13 protein-coding genes and 2 pseudogenes are annotated in these 15,531 nt (G+C 72.0%); 10 read left to right on the plus strand and 5 right to left on the minus strand.

From position 1 onward, the window contains the following. Positions 1 to 21: 21 nt before the first annotated feature. Positions 22 to 1,074, minus strand: a complete 1,053-nt coding sequence (locus tag ABZT17_RS07170) for an acyl-CoA desaturase (protein WP_356344777.1) — start codon at positions 1,072 to 1,074, stop codon at positions 22 to 24. Positions 1,075 to 1,321: 247 nt separating this feature from the next. Between ABZT17_RS07170 and ABZT17_RS07175 the strand changes: the two are divergent. Both ABZT17_RS07175 and ABZT17_RS07180 read left to right on the plus strand, forming a co-directional pair. After that, positions 1,322 to 1,846: pseudogene (locus tag ABZT17_RS07175) on the plus strand (ATP-dependent helicase); the annotation flags it as partial. Positions 1,847 to 2,166: 320 nt separating this feature from the next. Next, positions 2,167 to 2,570 (plus strand): annotated as a pseudogene (locus ABZT17_RS07180) (esterase-like activity of phytase family protein); the annotation flags it as partial. A 10-nt stretch (positions 2,571 to 2,580) separates the two neighbouring features. Here ABZT17_RS07180 and ABZT17_RS07185 read toward each other — a convergent pair. Together ABZT17_RS07185 and xylA are read right to left on the minus strand one after the other, a co-directional pair. Then, positions 2,581 to 3,045: a hypothetical protein gene (locus ABZT17_RS07185; protein ID WP_356344779.1), complete on the minus strand. Its 465-nt coding sequence runs from the start codon at positions 3,043 to 3,045 to the stop codon at positions 2,581 to 2,583. Positions 3,046 to 3,200: 155 nt separating this feature from the next. Next, complete coding sequence (gene xylA, locus ABZT17_RS07190) at positions 3,201 to 4,367, minus strand: xylose isomerase (protein WP_356344782.1); 1,167 nt, start codon at positions 4,365 to 4,367, stop codon at positions 3,201 to 3,203. A gap of 149 nt (positions 4,368 to 4,516) precedes the next feature. On the opposite strand from xylA, the gene xylB reads away from it, so the two are divergent. Together xylB and ABZT17_RS07200 are read left to right on the plus strand one after the other, a co-directional pair. Next, complete coding sequence (gene xylB, locus ABZT17_RS07195; protein WP_356344784.1) at positions 4,517 to 5,962, plus strand: xylulokinase; 1,446 nt, start codon at positions 4,517 to 4,519, stop codon at positions 5,960 to 5,962. A 10-nt stretch (positions 5,963 to 5,972) separates the two neighbouring features. Further along, positions 5,973 to 7,190, plus strand: a complete 1,218-nt coding sequence (locus tag ABZT17_RS07200) for an ROK family transcriptional regulator (RefSeq protein ID WP_356344787.1) — start codon at positions 5,973 to 5,975, stop codon at positions 7,188 to 7,190. 42 nt (positions 7,191 to 7,232) lie between these two features. Here ABZT17_RS07200 and ABZT17_RS07205 read toward each other — a convergent pair whose 3' ends face one another. Next, positions 7,233 to 7,427: a hypothetical protein gene (locus ABZT17_RS07205; RefSeq protein ID WP_356344789.1), complete on the minus strand. Its 195-nt coding sequence runs from the start codon at positions 7,425 to 7,427 to the stop codon at positions 7,233 to 7,235. A 168-nt stretch (positions 7,428 to 7,595) separates the two neighbouring features. Here ABZT17_RS07205 and ABZT17_RS07210 point away from each other — a divergent pair, with 168 nt between their 5' ends. Beyond that, the gene (locus ABZT17_RS07210; protein WP_356344791.1) at positions 7,596 to 8,159 is read left to right on the plus strand and encodes a CGNR zinc finger domain-containing protein; all 564 of its coding nucleotides are present in this window, start codon (positions 7,596 to 7,598) and stop codon (positions 8,157 to 8,159) included. Positions 8,160 to 8,224: 65 nt separating this feature from the next. On the opposite strand, the gene ABZT17_RS07215 is transcribed toward ABZT17_RS07210, so the two are convergent. Continuing rightward, positions 8,225 to 9,061: a prephenate dehydratase gene (locus tag ABZT17_RS07215; protein WP_356344794.1), complete on the minus strand. Its 837-nt coding sequence runs from the start codon at positions 9,059 to 9,061 to the stop codon at positions 8,225 to 8,227. A 342-nt stretch (positions 9,062 to 9,403) separates the two neighbouring features. Here ABZT17_RS07215 and ABZT17_RS07220 point away from each other — a divergent pair, with 342 nt between their 5' ends. The 5 genes from ABZT17_RS07220 to ABZT17_RS07240 form a co-directional block, all read left to right on the plus strand. After that, entirely contained in the window at positions 9,404 to 10,903 is a 1,500-nt protein-coding gene (locus ABZT17_RS07220) for an APC family permease (RefSeq protein ID WP_356344796.1), read from the plus strand. Continuing rightward, on the plus strand, positions 10,900 to 11,913 hold the full coding sequence (locus ABZT17_RS07225) for an acetamidase/formamidase family protein (RefSeq protein ID WP_356344799.1): 1,014 nt from the start codon (positions 10,900 to 10,902) through the stop codon (positions 11,911 to 11,913). Before ABZT17_RS07220 ends, ABZT17_RS07225 begins: the two co-directional genes overlap by 4 nt. 40 nt (positions 11,914 to 11,953) lie before the next feature. After that, complete coding sequence (locus ABZT17_RS07230) at positions 11,954 to 12,553, plus strand: N-acetylmuramoyl-L-alanine amidase (RefSeq protein ID WP_356344802.1); 600 nt, start codon at positions 11,954 to 11,956, stop codon at positions 12,551 to 12,553. Positions 12,554 to 12,661: 108 nt separating this feature from the next. Further along, positions 12,662 to 13,993: a GAF domain-containing protein gene (locus ABZT17_RS07235; RefSeq protein WP_356344804.1), complete on the plus strand. Its 1,332-nt coding sequence runs from the start codon at positions 12,662 to 12,664 to the stop codon at positions 13,991 to 13,993. A gap of 77 nt (positions 13,994 to 14,070) precedes the next feature. Next, the coding region (locus ABZT17_RS07240) for an aldehyde dehydrogenase family protein (RefSeq protein WP_356344808.1) at positions 14,071 to 15,531 on the plus strand (1,461 nt) is incomplete at its 3' end.

The raw sequence follows: 15,531 nt of genomic DNA on the forward strand, positions 1-15,531 counted from the left end.
GTCCCTGAGATCCCAGGATCCTCACGCCCTGAGAGGCTCGCCCACCTCGTGCAGATGGCTCAAGGCCTGCCGGTACGAGTCGACGAGTCCGGTCTCCGTGTAGGGAATACCCAACTCCCGGCAGTGGGACCGCACCAGGGGTCGGGCGAGCCGCAGATGCGGGCGGGGCATGCTCGGGAACAGATGGTGCTCGATCTGGTAGTTGAGCCCGCCGAGGAACCAGTCCACCAGAGGGCCGCCCCGGATGTTGCGCGAGGTGAGCACCTGCCGCCGAAGATGGTCCCACCGCTCGCCGTCCGGGTCGGGCATCTCCATGCCCTTGTGGTTGGGGGCGAAGGCCAGTCCCAGGTGCAGGCCGAAGAGCGCCTGGTGCAGGGCGGCGAACGCCAGCGCCCGCCCCGGCGACATGGACGCGAGCAGCAGCGTCGTGTAGGCGGTCGCGTGGGTCACCAGCAGGCCGCCCTCCACCACGCGCTGCCGGACCGGCAGGCGCCGCAGGCCCAGGAAGCCGTGGATCTTCAGGGCGACGCCTTCGAGCAGGGTGAGCGGGAAGAAGAGCCAGGCCTGGTTGCGGGTCAGCCATCCCCGGAAGCCGGACCTGTGCGCGGCCTGGGCGCCGGTGAACACCAGGATGTCGGCGACGACGTCCGGGTCCTTGTCGATGTGGTTGGGGTTGGCGTGGTGGCGGTTGTGCTTGTCGTTCCACCAGGCGTAGCTCATCCCCAGGAGCAGGTTGCCGTGGATCAGCCCGACGACGCGAGCGGCCCTCCGACCGCCGGTGATCTGGGAGTGCCCGGCGTCATGCCCTATGAAGGCGGTGCGGGCGGAGAACACGGCGAGCAGCGGAGCCAGGAGCAGGCACCACCAGGAGCCGCCGGTGAGGGCGACGCCCGTGACCACGCCGGCCAGGGCGAGCGCGTTGGCGGCGATGGTGAGCGTGTACCAGGTGCGGCGTCGATCCAGGAGACCCTGACCTTTGACCGTGCGCAGCAGGTGCGCGAAGTCGCTCTTGGCGGGCGGTGCGTCGCGGGGTGGGCGGACCACTTCCGCGACGGCTGTGGTGGGCTCGGGCATGTCCGGTCTCCGGCTCTTCGGCAACGGGCTGACCTCAGCAAACGTACGAGCCGATCACCTGTCGCGACCATGACGGCACCCCCCGTGTCAGGGCGGGGGCAAGCCCGTGGCGCACAGGGGGGATGGCAACACCCCCGGAGCGGGGGCGCGTCCTGTGGGGGCCGGGGCGGGTCGGCCGCCTCGCCGCGGTGCTGTACCCTCGGCGGCTCCGATCTCAGTGGTCAAATTTGAGGAGTGCGGGATCGCTGTGCAGAGGTTCCCTGCGGCATCATCGTCCGAGATCTCCGAACTGGCCCGCTGCTGCGCCGTCTTCGTGCCCGGTGACCCGGCGCGGCGCGGCACCGTCGCCTTCTGGCGGCCCGACGGCACCACACCTCCCCCGGTCGCGGCCGGGTCCGCCGGTGACCTGACCGCGGCCCTGCCCGGCGCTGAGGGCGTGATGGTGGTCGATGTGCCCGCCGTACTGCTGCCGGTGCGAGCGGCGCTCCCGGTCCTCGCACGCGCGCGTTCCGACGCAGGGGGCCACCGGGGGACGGTGTTCTGGGGTGCGGCCGCCGTGCTCGCCCTGCAACTGGTCGCTCGGGGACTGCTGCTGCCCGGCCTCTCCCCCCGCGATCACGACTCCTGGCGGATCGGCCCGCTGTCCCCGAGGGACGTCGACCGGATCCGCGCACTGGCCGCCGCGATGCCGCCCGAGGCCCACGCCACACCGGTGCCCGGCATCGAACCGCCGCGACTGCCCGACCCCGAGCAACTGCTTCGCGCGTTGCTGAGCGTCCTGGAGGAGGAGTGGGCCGTCGCGGGCGAAACGCTGGCCCGCGCGCGTGCCGCCCTGGAAACGGCCTGGGACGGGGAGGAGCGGCCGATCCTGCGATCCGATGCCAACCGCTGGACGGCCGTCGGTTCGGCGGCTCAGCTGCGTCTGGGACGAGACGGACGCTGGTGGCCGTACCGCGAGGAGCGGGGCCGGTGGACCCCTGCCGGTCCGGCGGCCAAGGATCCGGCCACGGCCTGGGCCGTGCTGGAGTCGGCATCCGGTGACGAGAGCCCCTGACCGCGGCCCGTCGGGGCTCCGCCGACCCGAGTACAGGGAAGATCTCGTCGGTGGTCGCCGTCGGCGGCGACCGGGTGCTGGTCGAGGAGCGCACCGACAAGGCCGCGCGGCTGCAGACGGTCAGGCTGGGGCGGGACGCGAACATCCTCGGTGGCCCCTACGACGACGACACGACCTCGCCCTCCCTGGAGCAGCCCGCCGACCCCACGGCAGCGGGCGTACCGGTGCTCGGCAAGAAGCTGGTCGTCGATCTGGGCAAGGTCGCCGGTGTGCCCGGGAAGATCGAGGGCGTCGCCGCGTGGACCACGACACGCTCGCCCTGATCAACGACCACGACTTCGGGATGACCGACGGCGCGGGCGCCTTCGACGCGCGGGGCCGGCTGGTCGACAGCGGCATCGAGACGACGGTGACCTACGTGAGGCTGCCGCGCGGCATCTGATCGCGTGTCGTCACGGCAGGTCGACACCGCCCAACGACGGGATCAACGACGCGATGTCGCTCGGGACCTCGCTGGGGATCTCGCTCGGAAGCCTCGTGGGCAGCTTCGAGGGCAGTCTGCTGGGCAGTTCGGTCGGGATGCCCGGCGGCGACGACGAGGGGCTCGCGCTCGCGCTGCTCTCGGGTGCCGGCTTCTTGTCGGTGGAGTCATGGCTGCCGGAGGCCCACACCACGACGGCGACCGCCGCGAAGCCGGCGAAGAGGACGGAGAGAATGTGCCACCGCCTCCTCCTGGACGGCTGCGGCGGCTGCGGCTGCGGCTGCGGCTGCGGCTGCCAACCACCGTGGACGGTCGGCTCGTCGCCTCGCGGCGGGGGGCCGTACCCGCCGGGAGGCGGTGGTCCGAAACCTCCGCCCCGAGGCGGTGTGTCATCCGGCGGTCCGGGCGGCTGCGGCGGTACGGGCGGCATGGCCATACCGTCCAGAATCGCCGCGCGGCGGACATGCCGCGAGCCCCGCACGGGAGTTGATACGGCCCCATGCCACGGACCGTACGATTCCGAGGCATTCCGTGCGGGGAGGGCAGCGTTCCGCCCGGGGACGGATCAGGCACGCGCGCGTGCCCGTGACGTCAGCCGCGCGCGCCCAGGAGGTGGTCCATCGCCAACTGGTCGAGCTGCTCGAAGGCCATGCCCCGTGCGGCGGCCGACTCGGGGTCGAACTCCTCGAAGGCGCTGCGGTCCGCCAGCAGGGCTTCGAGGCCGTCCGCCGCGGTCTGCTGGGCGAGCTGGTCCAGACGCGAGGCACGCAGGGCCTCCTGCACCTCCGGGTCGGCGCGGAAGGCGGCCGCGCGCTCCTTGAGGATGAGGTAGTTGCGCATGCAGCCGGCGGCCGACGCCCACACGCCGTCCAGGTCCTCGGTCCGCGGCGGCTTGAAGTCGAAGTGCTTCGGGCCCGCGTATCCGGCGCTCTCCAGGAGGTCGACCAGCCAGAACGCGGCACGCAGGTCGCCGGCGCCGAAGCGCAGGTCCTGGTCGTACTTGATGCCGGACTGGCCGTTGAGGTCGATGTGGAAGAGCTTGCCCGCCCACAGCGCCTGGGCGATGCCGTGCGGGAAGTTCAGCCCGGCCATCTGCTCGTGGCCGACCTCGGGGTTGACGCCGTAGAGCTCGGGGCGCTCCAGGCGCTCGATGAACGCGAGCGCGTGGCCGACGGTGGGCAGAAGGATGTCGCCGCGCGGCTCGTTCGGCTTGGGCTCGATGGCGAACTTCAGGTCGTAGCCCTGGGAGGTCACGTACTCGCCGAGGAGGTCGAAGGCCTCCTTCATACGGTCGAGCGCGACGCGTACGTCCTTGGCGGCGCCGGACTCGGCGCCCTCACGGCCGCCCCAGGCCACGTAGGTCCTGGCCCCCAGCTCGACCGCGAGGTCGATGTTGCGGATGGTCTTGCGCAGGGCGTAGCGGCGCACGTCGCGGTCGTTCGCGGTGAACGCGCCGTCCTTGAAGACGGGGTGCGTGAAGAGGTTGGTGGTGGCCATCGGCACGGTCATGCCGGTCGTGTCGAGGGCCTGGCGGAAGCGCTTGATGTGCTCCTCGCGCTCGCTGTCGGAGGACCCGAAGGGGATCAGGTCGTCGTCGTGGAAGGTGACGCCGTAGGCGCCCAGCTCGCTCAGGCGCTGCACCGTCTCGACCGGGTCGAGGGCACGGCGCGTGGCGTCGCCGAACGGGTCCCTTCCCTGCCAGCCGACGGTCCACAGTCCGAAGGTGAACCTGTCCTCGGGGGTGGGCTGGTAAGTCATGCCGCGGCTCCTTGCTCTGGTGACGACGCTCGTGGCGACGGTGGTGACGATGCTTGCTCACGACTATTTCGTCATGGCCGTTTACAAATTAGTATGCAGGCGCGTCCCTGGGAAGGGACAAGATGAGCCGCGGAAAAAAGGAGAGCCCGATGTCAGCAGCCGAGGGTCCGCTCGTCGTCGGCGTGGACACGTCCACCCAGTCCACCAAGGCGCTGGTCGTCGACGTGTCCACCGGCCGGGTCGTCGCGAGCGGCCAGGCTCCGCACACGGTCTCCTCGGGGGCCGGCCGCGAGAGCGATCCACGCCAGTGGTGGGACGCGCTGTGCGAGGCGCTGCGCCAGTGCGGCGACGCAGCGCATGAGGCCGCCGCGGTGTCGATCGGGGGGCAGCAGCACGGCCTGGTCACGCTGGACGAGCGGGGCGAGCCGGTGCGTCCGGCGCTGCTGTGGAACGACGTGCGCTCGGCACCTCAGGCCCGCCGGCTGATCGAGGAGCTGGGCGGTCCGAAGGCCTGGGCGGAGCGGACCGGCAGTGTGCCGGGCCCGTCCTTCACGGTCACGAAGTGGGCCTGGCTCGCCGAGAACGAGCCGGAGGCGGTCCGCGCGACCAGGGCGGTGCGCCTGCCCCACGACTACCTCACCGAGCGGCTGACGGGCCAGGGCACGACCGACCGGGGCGACGTCTCGGGGACGGGCTGGTGGGCGTCCGGGACGGAGTCGTACGACGAGGAGACCCTCACGCACGTCGGCCTCGACCCGTCGCTGCTGCCCCGCGTGGTCCGCCCGGGTGAGGTCGCGGGCACCGTGCGGGACAGTCACGACCTGCCGTTCTCCAAGGGCACCCTGGTCGCACCGGGGACGGGCGACAACGCGGCCGCGGCGCTGGGGCTCGGTCTGCGGCCCGGAACGCCGGTGCTGAGCCTCGGCACCTCGGGCACGGTGTACGCCGTCTCCAAGCGCCGTCCCGCCGATCCGACCGGCACGGTGGCGGGCTTCGCCGACGCGCACGGCGACTGGCTGCCGCTGGCCTGCACCCTGAACTGCACGCTCGCCGTCGACCGTGTCGCCGCCCTGCTGGGCCTGGACCGCGAGGCGGTGGAGCCCGGCAAGGCCGTCACCCTCCTGCCCTACCTGGACGGCGAGCGCACCCCCAACCTGCCCGGTGCCTCGGGTCTGCTGCACGGTCTGCGCCACGACACCACCGCCGGCCAGCTGCTCCAGGCCGCCTACGACGGTGCCGTGCACTCCCTGCTCGGCGCGCTCGACCTGGTCCTCGACGAGGACGCGGACCGTTCGGCACCACTGCTGCTGATCGGCGGGGGCGCCCGGGGGACGGCCTGGCAGCAGACCGTACGGCGGCTGTCGGGCCGTACGGTGCAGGTGCCCGAGGCGAAGGAACTGGTCGCGCTCGGGGCCGCGGCACAGGCGGCCGGCCTGCTGACCGGCGAGGACCCCGCCGCGGTGGCCCGGCGCTGGAACACGGCCGCCGGCCCGGTGCGGGACGCCGTGGAGCGGGACGAGGAGACGCTGGCCAGGATCGCCGGGGTACTCTCCGACGCGGCCCCGCTGCTGGAGCGGAGCACGGAGAGCCGTTGAGGACGGGGGCATGACCGCACCGCTGCACGAGGCGCACCCGGCCGGGCCGGGCCGGGCGCTGCCCGACACCCAGCAGGGCATGCGCCGGCGCAATCTGGCCCGGGTGATGCACACCGTCAGCGCCGAGGGTCCGCTCTCCCGCGCCGCCGTCGCCTCGCGGATCGGCCTGACCCGGGCCGCGGTGTCGACCCTCGTCGAGGAGCTCATACGCTCGGGGCTGCTCCAGGAGCTGGGCCCCGAGCGGCCCGGCCGGGTGGGGCGCCCCGGCTCCGCCCTCGCCGTCAGCGGGCACGGCCCCGCCGGGATCGGCGCCGAGGTGGGGGTCGACCATCTCGCGGTGTGCGCGGTGGACCTGCGGGGACAGGTGCGGGCCCGGGCCGTGCGGCACGGGACCAACCGGGGCCGCTCCCCCGAGCCGGTGCTCGACGAGCTCACCGAGCTGGTGCACCGGGTCGTCGCCGAGGCCGAGCACGAGGGACTGTGGCCCGTGGGCCTCGCGGTGGCCGTGCCGGGCCTGGTGGCGCGCGACGCGCGCACCGTGGTGAGCGCGCCGAACCTCGGCTGGCACGACACGGACCTCGGCGCGCTGCTCCCCGCCGACCCTCCGCCGATCGTCGACAACGAGGCCAACTTCGGCGCCCTCGCCGAACTCTGGCTGGGCGAGAGCACCCCACGGGACTTCCTTCATGTGTCGGCCGAGATCGGCATCGGTGCGGCGGTCGTGGTGGCCGGGGGGCTGCTGCGCGGGACGCGCGGCTTCGCGGGCGAGCTGGGCCATGTGCCGGTGCGTCCGGACGGGCCCGCGTGCCCGTGCGGGGGTCGGGGGTGTCTGGAGCAGTACGCCGGTGAGGAGGCGGTGCTGCGGGCGGCCGGTCTCGAGCTGGGCGAGGACAGGGTGGGGCTGCTCGCGGGCCGGGCCGCGGACGGCGACGCGGACGTACGACGGGCCCTGCACGACGCCGGCGAGGCGCTCGGTATCGCGCTGACCGGCGCGGTGAACCTGCTGGACCCCGAGAGCGTGGTGCTGGGCGGCGCGCTGGCCGGACTCGCACCCTGGCTGCTGCCGTCGCTGGAGGCCGAGCTGGACCGGCGGACGGCGGGGCCCGCCTGCCCGGTCACCGTGTCGCGGCTAGGCCCGGAAGGGCCGCTGCTGGGTGCGGCCCACTCGGTGGTGCGGGCGGTGCTCGACGATCCGGCGGCGGTGTCCGGCGGCGCGCTCACGCCCTGAACCGAGGTCGTCGGCCTACGGCTCGGCAGCCAGTGGCGGGTGTTACAGCCCCAGGTCGAGGGCCAGGCAGGAAAAGGTGCGCCAGGCGCCCGTGTCCTGGCCGGAGGCGCTCGCCGCGTCCTTCGGCGCCGCCTCGACCACTTCGGTCATGTTCTCGAACGGGATGCGCTCGGGCAGCCTGCCGAAGCGCGCGTGCCGTGCGGCCGCGGCGGCGTCCGGGGTGACTTCCTGCTTCATGACCAGCCTCCACTTCCTCGGTGCGGACGGGCCCGTCGGTCGTCGGGACCACGCTCAGCCTCCCCCCGAGTCCGTCACCTGTCAAGCAGGTGACGCCCCTGCAAGTAACCGGCTTGGCGGGTGACGAATTCGTTGCGACAGACGGGAGTCACCTGTCAGAATGGTGACGTGAACCTTGACCATGTCTTCGTCTGCGGCCACCCCGCCCTCGACTTCGCGGCCACGCTCAGGGCCCGGCGCTCGACCCGGTTCGAGATGTTCGTGACACCGGAGCGGCTGAACGCCTGGTACGTGGAGGCGGGGCTGGTCGACACGATCGCACCGGCCACCGAGGACGACGTCCGGGAGGCGACGGCGGTGCGCGAGGCCGTTTACCGCCTCGTCACGGACCGCCGGCTCGACGAGGAGTTCGACGGCGAGGCACTGGCCGTGGTCAACGCCGCCGCGCGCAAGCCCCCCGTGACGCCGCAGCTCACCCCGGCCGGACGGCACACCGACGCGACGCCGGAGCAGGCGCTCGCGACCGTCGCCCGACAGGCCGTGGAACTGCTCAGCGGCCCGGACGTGCCCTTGATGAAGGAGTGCGGCAACCCGGAGTGCACACGGGTCTACATCGACCGCTCCCGGGGCACGCGGCGCCAGTGGTGCGGCATGGAGTCCTGCGGCAACAGGATCAAGGCCGCCGCCTACCGCGCACGGAAGAAGTCCGCGCCCGCGGCCACGGCACACTGACACCACAGCTGCCAGGACCGAGCGCGGTCAGGCACAGGTGGTCAGGCACAGAGGGGAGCGGCCGGTCAGCTCCCCAGGCGGTGCGGATGCGCGGGGTACACCCCCAGGATGCGCACCTCGGAGGAGAAGAACCGCAGCTCGTGGAGGGCGAGGGAGACCCGCTCGTCGTCGGGATGGCCCTCGATCTCGACGTAGAAGCGGCTGGGGTTGAGCCCGGCGCCCATCTGGTAGCTCTCGATCTTGGTGAGGTTCACACCGCTGCTGGCGAAGCCGCCGAGCGCCTTGTACAGCGCGCTGGGGATGTTGCGCACACAGAAGAACAGGCTCGTCATCACCGGCTCCCCCGTGTACGGGGCCAGGGCGGCGTCCCTGGCGAGGACGACGAAGCGCGTGGTGTTGTCCGGGTCGTCCTCGACCTCGGTGCGCAGCACGTCGAGGCCGTAGAGGCGGGCCGCGGCGGGCGGGGCGAGCGCGGCGTGCCGCGGGTCGCCCAGTTCGGCCACCTCGCGCGCCGCTCCGGCCGTGTCGTCGCTGACGAGCGTGCGCCAGCCGCCCTCCCGCAGCACCTTGCGGCACTGTCCCAGCGCGTGGACATGGCTGCGTACGCACTCCACCTGGTCCAGCGTCGCGCCGGGCACCCCCATCAGGTCGAAGCGGATGGCGAGGAAGTACTCGGCGACGATGAACAGCCCCGACTCCGGCAGCAGATGGTGTACGTCCGCGACGCGCCCGGCGGCCGAGTTGTCCACCGGGATCACGGCGACGTCGGCGGCGCCGAGAGTCACGGCGTCCAGGGCCTGCTCGAAGCTCGTGCAGGGCAGTTCGTCGGCCTCGGGGTACAGGGCGCGCGCGGCGGTCGCCGAGTTGGATCCGGGTTCACCCTGGTATGCGGCGGTCGTCACCGTGTGCAGCCTTCCTCGGGGAGGTCCTGTGTCCTGTCGTGAGGCAGCAGAAGCTCCGTCCCGTACCGCACCTCCTCAAGTATCGGTGAACGGGCCCCGAAATGTTTCACCAGGGTGCCGGACCCGTGAGCGGGCCACCCCGTGCCGGTCGGCGCACAGAGGTCGATCCCGCCGTCGTCCTCACTCGTCCGGGTGGCCGAGTTGTCCACAATCGCGCCGTCGTCCACCGAAGCACACCACGCTCTTCTGCCCAACCCGCAAGCGCCGTACCGTGATTCACGCGAGGCGCGGCCGTCGAGGCGGAGGGCGCCCCGCAAGTCGGCGTGGATTGGGGGGATTCACATGTCGGGGGAAGCGGAGGCCGGTCCCGCGGGCACGGGTCTCAGGCGCGACGCGATCGGGTTGCGCGAGGTGTTGTTCCAGAGCATCACGGCCATGGCTCCGGCCGCGGCGGTCGCCGCGTCCATTCCGTCGGGCGCCGCCTTCGCGGGCGGCAGCCTGCCGCTGGCGGTGCTGATCGCGCTGGTGGCCTGTCTGTTCACCGCGTCCAGCGTGGCCGAACTGGCCCGGGAGCTCCCGGCCGCCGGTTCCGTGGCCACGTACGCGGCACAGGGGCTGCATCCGGCCGTGGGGTTCCTCGTCGGCTGGGCCTATGTCTTCGTGGAGGCGCTGGTCCCACCGCTGCTGCTCCTGCAACTCGGCTTCACGACGGCCGGCACGCTGCATCAGGAGTGGTCCTCGTATCCGGCGGACCTGTGGTGGCCGTGGGCCCTCGCCGGCGCGGCGGTCATCGCGGCCGCCGGATACTTCGGTGTACGGGCCTCGGCGCGCTTCGGCACGGTCCTCGGCGTCTTCGAGATCCTCGTCTTCCTGGTGTTCGCCCTCTGGCTGATCGCCAAGGCGGGAAGCCACAACACCCTTTCGGTCTTCGGGACTTCGCACACGGCCGGCGGCTACGAGGGGATCAGCGGGGTGTTCGCCGGATCGGTCTACACGGTGCTTGCCTTCGCCGGATTCGAGGCCGCGGCACCGCTCGCGGAGGAGACCAGGGACCCACGCCGGACGATGCATCGCGCGGTCCTCGGCGCGGCACTCGCGATCGGTCTCTTCTACGTCGTCACCACCTACGCCATGACGGTGTACTTCGGCCCGGACCGGTTCGCGAGGTTCGGGGCCTCCGGCGACGCGTCCTGGGAGGGGGTGGCCCGGGCGTCGTTCGGTCTGTTCTGGGTGCTGGTGTTCCTGGCCGTGGTCAACTCGACCATCGCCAACGCCAACGCGTGCGCCAACGTCTCGACGCGGACCGCCTTCGCCCTCGCCCGTATCCGCGTCCTGCCCGGCCTCTTCGCGACCCTCCACCCGAAGTACCGCTCCCCCGTTCCGGGCATCGCCGTGCAGAGCGTGGTCGCGGTCGGCGCGGTGCTGGGCCTCGGGCTGGGCTACGACCCGGTGACGGCGTTCCTGCTGCTCGCCACGGTGATCGTGACGGTCGTGATCGGCGTCTACATCGTCGTGAACCTCGCCTGCATGGGCTACTTCCTGCGACGTGGACGGGAGTCGCTCAAGCCGGTACGGCATCTGCTGCTGCCGATCCTGGGCACCGTGGCGTTCGTTCCGGCGCTGCTGACCGCGGCCGGCCTGCCCGTCTTCGACTTCGTCACCGAACTGACCGCACCGGTGTCATACGCGGGACCCATCGTCGGGATATGGATGGGCGCGGGGCTCGTGGTGCTGGTCGTGCTGGTGCGCCGGCACCCCGAGCGCATAGCCGACACCGCCCGGGTCCACCTGGACGAGCCCGCCCTCACCGGTCCCTCGCAGAACGGAGCAGCACACCCATGAGCGACCCCCGCATCCTGACCGTCCGGCCCGAACCGGGCGAGTACGCCTGGACGTTCGGCGGCGCCCCGCCCGTGGCGCGCATCGCGCCCGGCACCGTCCTCGACCTGTACACCGAGGACTGCTTCGCCGGCCGGGTGCGGTCGGAGAAGGACCTGGTGTCCGAGGTGTGCGAGTTCCCGTTCCTCAACCCGCAGACCGGGCCCTTCCACATCGAAGGGGCCGAGCCGGGTGACACGGTCGCGGTGCACTTCGTGTCCGTCGAACCGGCGCGCGACTGGGCCGCGTCGACCACGGTCCCCCTGTTCGGCGCGCTCACCTCCACCCACACCACCGCGACCCTGCAGCCGCCGCTGCCGGAGACCGTGTGGATCTGGCAGCTCGACCGGACCCGGCGCACGGCGCTGTTCCGGGCACACGACAGCGACATCGAGGCCGAACTGCCCCTCGACCCGATGCACGGCACGGTGGGCGTGGCCCCCGCCAACCTGGAGGTCCGCTCCGCCCTGGTGCCCGACGCGCACGGCGGCAACATGGACACCCCCGAGATGCGGGCGGGCGTCACCTGCTACCTCGGGGTGAACGTGGAGGGCGCTCTGCTCAGCCTCGGCGACGGACATGCCCGGCAGGGCGAGGGCGAGACATGCGGGGTGGCGGTCGAGTGCGCGATGAACACCGTGGTGATCGTCGAGCTGCTGAAGGGACTCGCCACTCCGTGGCCGCGCATCGAGTCGGACACACACATCATCTCGACCGGTTCGGCCCGTCCGCTGGAGGACGCGTTCCGGATATCCCAGCTGGACCTGGTGCAGTGGCTGGCACGTGACTACGGGTTCAGCGAACTGGACGCGTACCAGTTCGCGACCCAGGCGGTGGAGTCGCCGCTGGCCAATGTGTGCGACACCAACTACACCTGTGTGGCCAAGATCCGCAAGGAGTGGCTGCCGGCGCGCGAGACTCACCGCGGGGTGCACGCGCGGCTGCGGGAGATCGCAGCGGCGCTGCGGCCATGAGCAGCCCCGTCCCCGTACACCTACCGAAAGGCACGGCTCGATGGAGCGAGCAGGACCCGGTACCTCCAGGCGGCGGTTCTTGAAGGGCGCCGCCCTGGCCGCCCTTCCCTACGCCTTACTGCCGGACACACGGGCCGACGCGCAGCCCCGGTCCGCCGACTACCCGCCGGCCGAGTGGCAGCCGGCGACGACCTCCAACTACACGGCGTCGGACCGCCCCGACAGCTATCCGCTCGACTATGTGGTCATCCACGTCACCCAGGAGACGTACGCCGACACGCTCGCCATCTTCCAGAACCCCAAGAAGCAGGTGTCCGCGCACTATGTGGTGCGCTCGGCCGACGGGCACGTGACCCAGTGCGTCCGGGAGGCCGATGTCGCCTGGCACGCGGGGAACTGGGACTACAACACGCGCAGCATCGGCATCGAGCACGAGGGGTGGGTGGACAGACCCGAGTACTTCACCGACGCCCTTTACGAGCAGTCCGCCAAGCTCACCGCGGCGATCTGCGCCAAGTACGGCATCACGAAGGACCGGGCGCACATCATCGGGCACTACGAGGTGCCGGGGACGGACCACACCGATCCCGGGCCCAACTGGGACTGGACGCGCTACATAAGGCTGGTCGACCTCGCCTGACGGGTGTCGGCGGGGGCCTCGTCCGGGTGATCGTGGTCGAAACGGTTGTCGGAACGCGTACCCGGAGTGACGATGTCCCCAGCCGCATCACCTCTCGGGGAGGCCCCGTTGACCGATCCGTGGGTGGCCCTGGAACCGGGGGCCGACCCTGCCGAGCGCGCGCGGATGCTGCGTAGCGCGCATGAGACGTTCACCGAGGCGGGCACGGTGACGCGTCCGGTGCGCTCGGTGGTGGCCGAGTCCTGGCGGCGTTCCGCACGGGCCGGCGTGGGGCCCGACGGCACGGCGGACGTGGATCTGATGGACGGCGACCTCGGCGCCTACCGGGCCGAGCATCCGCTGGCTCGGGTGATGCCGCTGTTCCGGGAGCTGATGGGCACCTTCGCCGCCGACGGGGAGCATCTGCTCGCGGTGTGCGACGCGAACGGCAGGCTGCTGTGGGTCGAAGGGCATCCGACGACCCGGCGGAAGGCGGGCCTGATGAACTTCGTGCCGGGTGCCCGGTGGGCGGAGACCGCGATGGGGACCAACGCGCCCGGGACGGCGGTCGCGGTGGACCGGCCCGTGCAGGTGTTCGCGGCCGAGCACTTCATCCGGCGGGTGCAGCCGTGGACCTGTGCGGCGGCACCGGTGCACGACCCACGGACCGGGCGGGTGCTCGGGGCCGTGGACATCACCGGCGGGGACGGGCTGGCGCATCCGCACAGCCTGGGGTTCGTACAGGCGGTCGCGCGGGCCGCCGAATCGCAGTTGGCGCTGCTCGTGCCGGAGCGGCCGGGCCAGGACGCTCTGGAGCTGTCGGCGTTGGGCCGTGACGAGGCCCAACTCGTCGTCGAGGGGCGGCGGATCAGGCTCAGCCGCCGGCACAGCGAGATCCTGGTGCTGCTGGCCCGGCATCCGGAGGGGCTGAGCGGTGACGAGTTGCTGTGCGCGCTGTACGAGGACGAGTCGGTGACCCCGGTGACGCTGCGGGCCGAGATGGCCAGGCTGCGGCGCGTGCTGGGACCGGGGCTGCTGCCCTCGCGGCCCTATCGGCTCACCGTCCCGGTCGAGTGCGATGTCGCGGTCGTGGAGCGGCGGTTGGAGACCGGCGCGATCACGGGAGCCGCGGCGGCGTACACGGGCCCGGTGCTGCCCGGATCACAGGCCCCGGCGGTGGTGCGGCTCAGGCACCGCCTCACCGACGGCCTCCGCACGGCGCTGCTCACCCGCCGCGACCCGGACCTGCTCGCCGACTGGGCGCACGCGCCGTGGGGCGAGGACGACGTCGACATATGGCGGGCGCTGGCGACGCTGCGGCCGACGGCGGCCGTTCGGGCCCGACTGGCCGCGCTGGAGTCGGAGTTGGCGGCACCGCCCGACTGGACCGGCCCCCATGGCCGCCCGGCGGCCACACCGTCCTGGCGCCGGTCCGGGTCCGGGGCGCCGACGGCAACGTAGTTGCAACCTCCGCCTCCCTAGCCTCCCCACGGAAGCTGCCCAACGGCGGGCAGCGCTGCTGAAGGAGGCACAGGAGCATGACCCGTTACGCGGCGCCCGGTACCGAGGGCGCGATCGTCTCCTACCAGGCGCGCTACGACCACTTCATCGGCGGCGAGTACGTGCCGCCGGCCCGGGGGCAGTACTTCGAGAACCCGTCGCCGGTGAACGGGCAGCCGTTCACGGAGATCGCGCGGGGCACGGCGGAGGACGTGGAGCGGGCGCTCGACGCGGCGCACGCGGCCGCTCCCGGATGGGGCCGTACCTCCGTCACCGAGCGCTCCGACATCCTCCTGAAGATCGCCGACCGGATGGAGGCGAACCTGGAGCAGCTGGCGGTCGCCGAGACCTGGGAGAACGGCAAACCGGTGCGCGAGACCCTCGCCGCCGACATCCCTCTCGCCATCGACCACTTCCGCTACTTCGCCGGGGCGATCCGCGCGCAGGAGGGCTCGCTCGGCGAGCTCGACGACGACACGGTGGCGTACCACTTCCATGAGCCGCTCGGTGTGGTCGCGCAGATCATCCCGTGGAACTTCCCGATCCTGATGGCGGTGTGGAAGCTGGCCCCCGCGCTCGCCGCGGGCAACGCGGTCGTCATCAAGCCGGCCGAGCAGACCCCCGCCTCGATCCACTACTGGATGAGCCTGATCGCGGACCTGCTGCCGCCGGGTGTGGTGAACATCGTCAACGGCTTCGGCGTGGAGGCGGGCAAGCCGCTCGCGTCCAGCCCTCGGGTGGCGAAGGTGGCGTTCACCGGCGAGACCACGACGGGGCGGCTGATCATGCAGTACGCCTCGGAGAACATCAAGCCGGTCACGCTGGAGCTCGGCGGCAAGTCGCCCAACATCTTCTTCGACGACGTATGGGCGCACGACGACGACTTCCGCGACAAGGCCCTCGAGGGCTTCACCATGTTCGCGCTCAACCAGGGCGAGGTCTGCACCTGCCCGTCCCGGGCGCTCGTCCAGCGCGGCAACTACGCCGAGTTCGTCGAGGCGGCCGTCGCCCGCACCGAGCTGATCAAGCCCGGCCACCCCCTGGACACCGACACGATGATCGGCGCCCAGGCCTCCAACGACCAGCTGGAGAAGATCCTCTCCTACCTGGACATCGGCCGGCAGGAGGGTGCCCGGGTGCTCACCGGTGGCGAACGCATCGACTACGACGGTGAGTTGAAGGGCGGCTACTACGTCCAGCCGACGATCTTCGAGGGCGACAACCGTATGCGGATCTTCCAGGAGGAGATCTTCGGACCGGTGGTCTCGGTGACCTCCTTCGACGACTTCGACGACGCCATCAAGGTCGCCAACGACACCCTGTACGGGCTGGGCGCGGGCGTGTGGACGCGTGACATCAACACGGCGTACCGCGCGGGCCGGGCCATCCAGGCCGGCCGCGTCTGGACCAACTGCTACCAACATGCTTCACGAAGCGGGCCGCCAGGAGGTCGAGGGGTGGGCCGCCGCGGCCCAGGCGGGCCCTGGCCCATGTCGCCC

The organism is Streptomyces sp. NPDC005648, from assembly GCF_040605395.1.
Classification (GTDB): domain Bacteria; phylum Actinomycetota; class Actinomycetes; order Streptomycetales; family Streptomycetaceae; genus Streptomyces.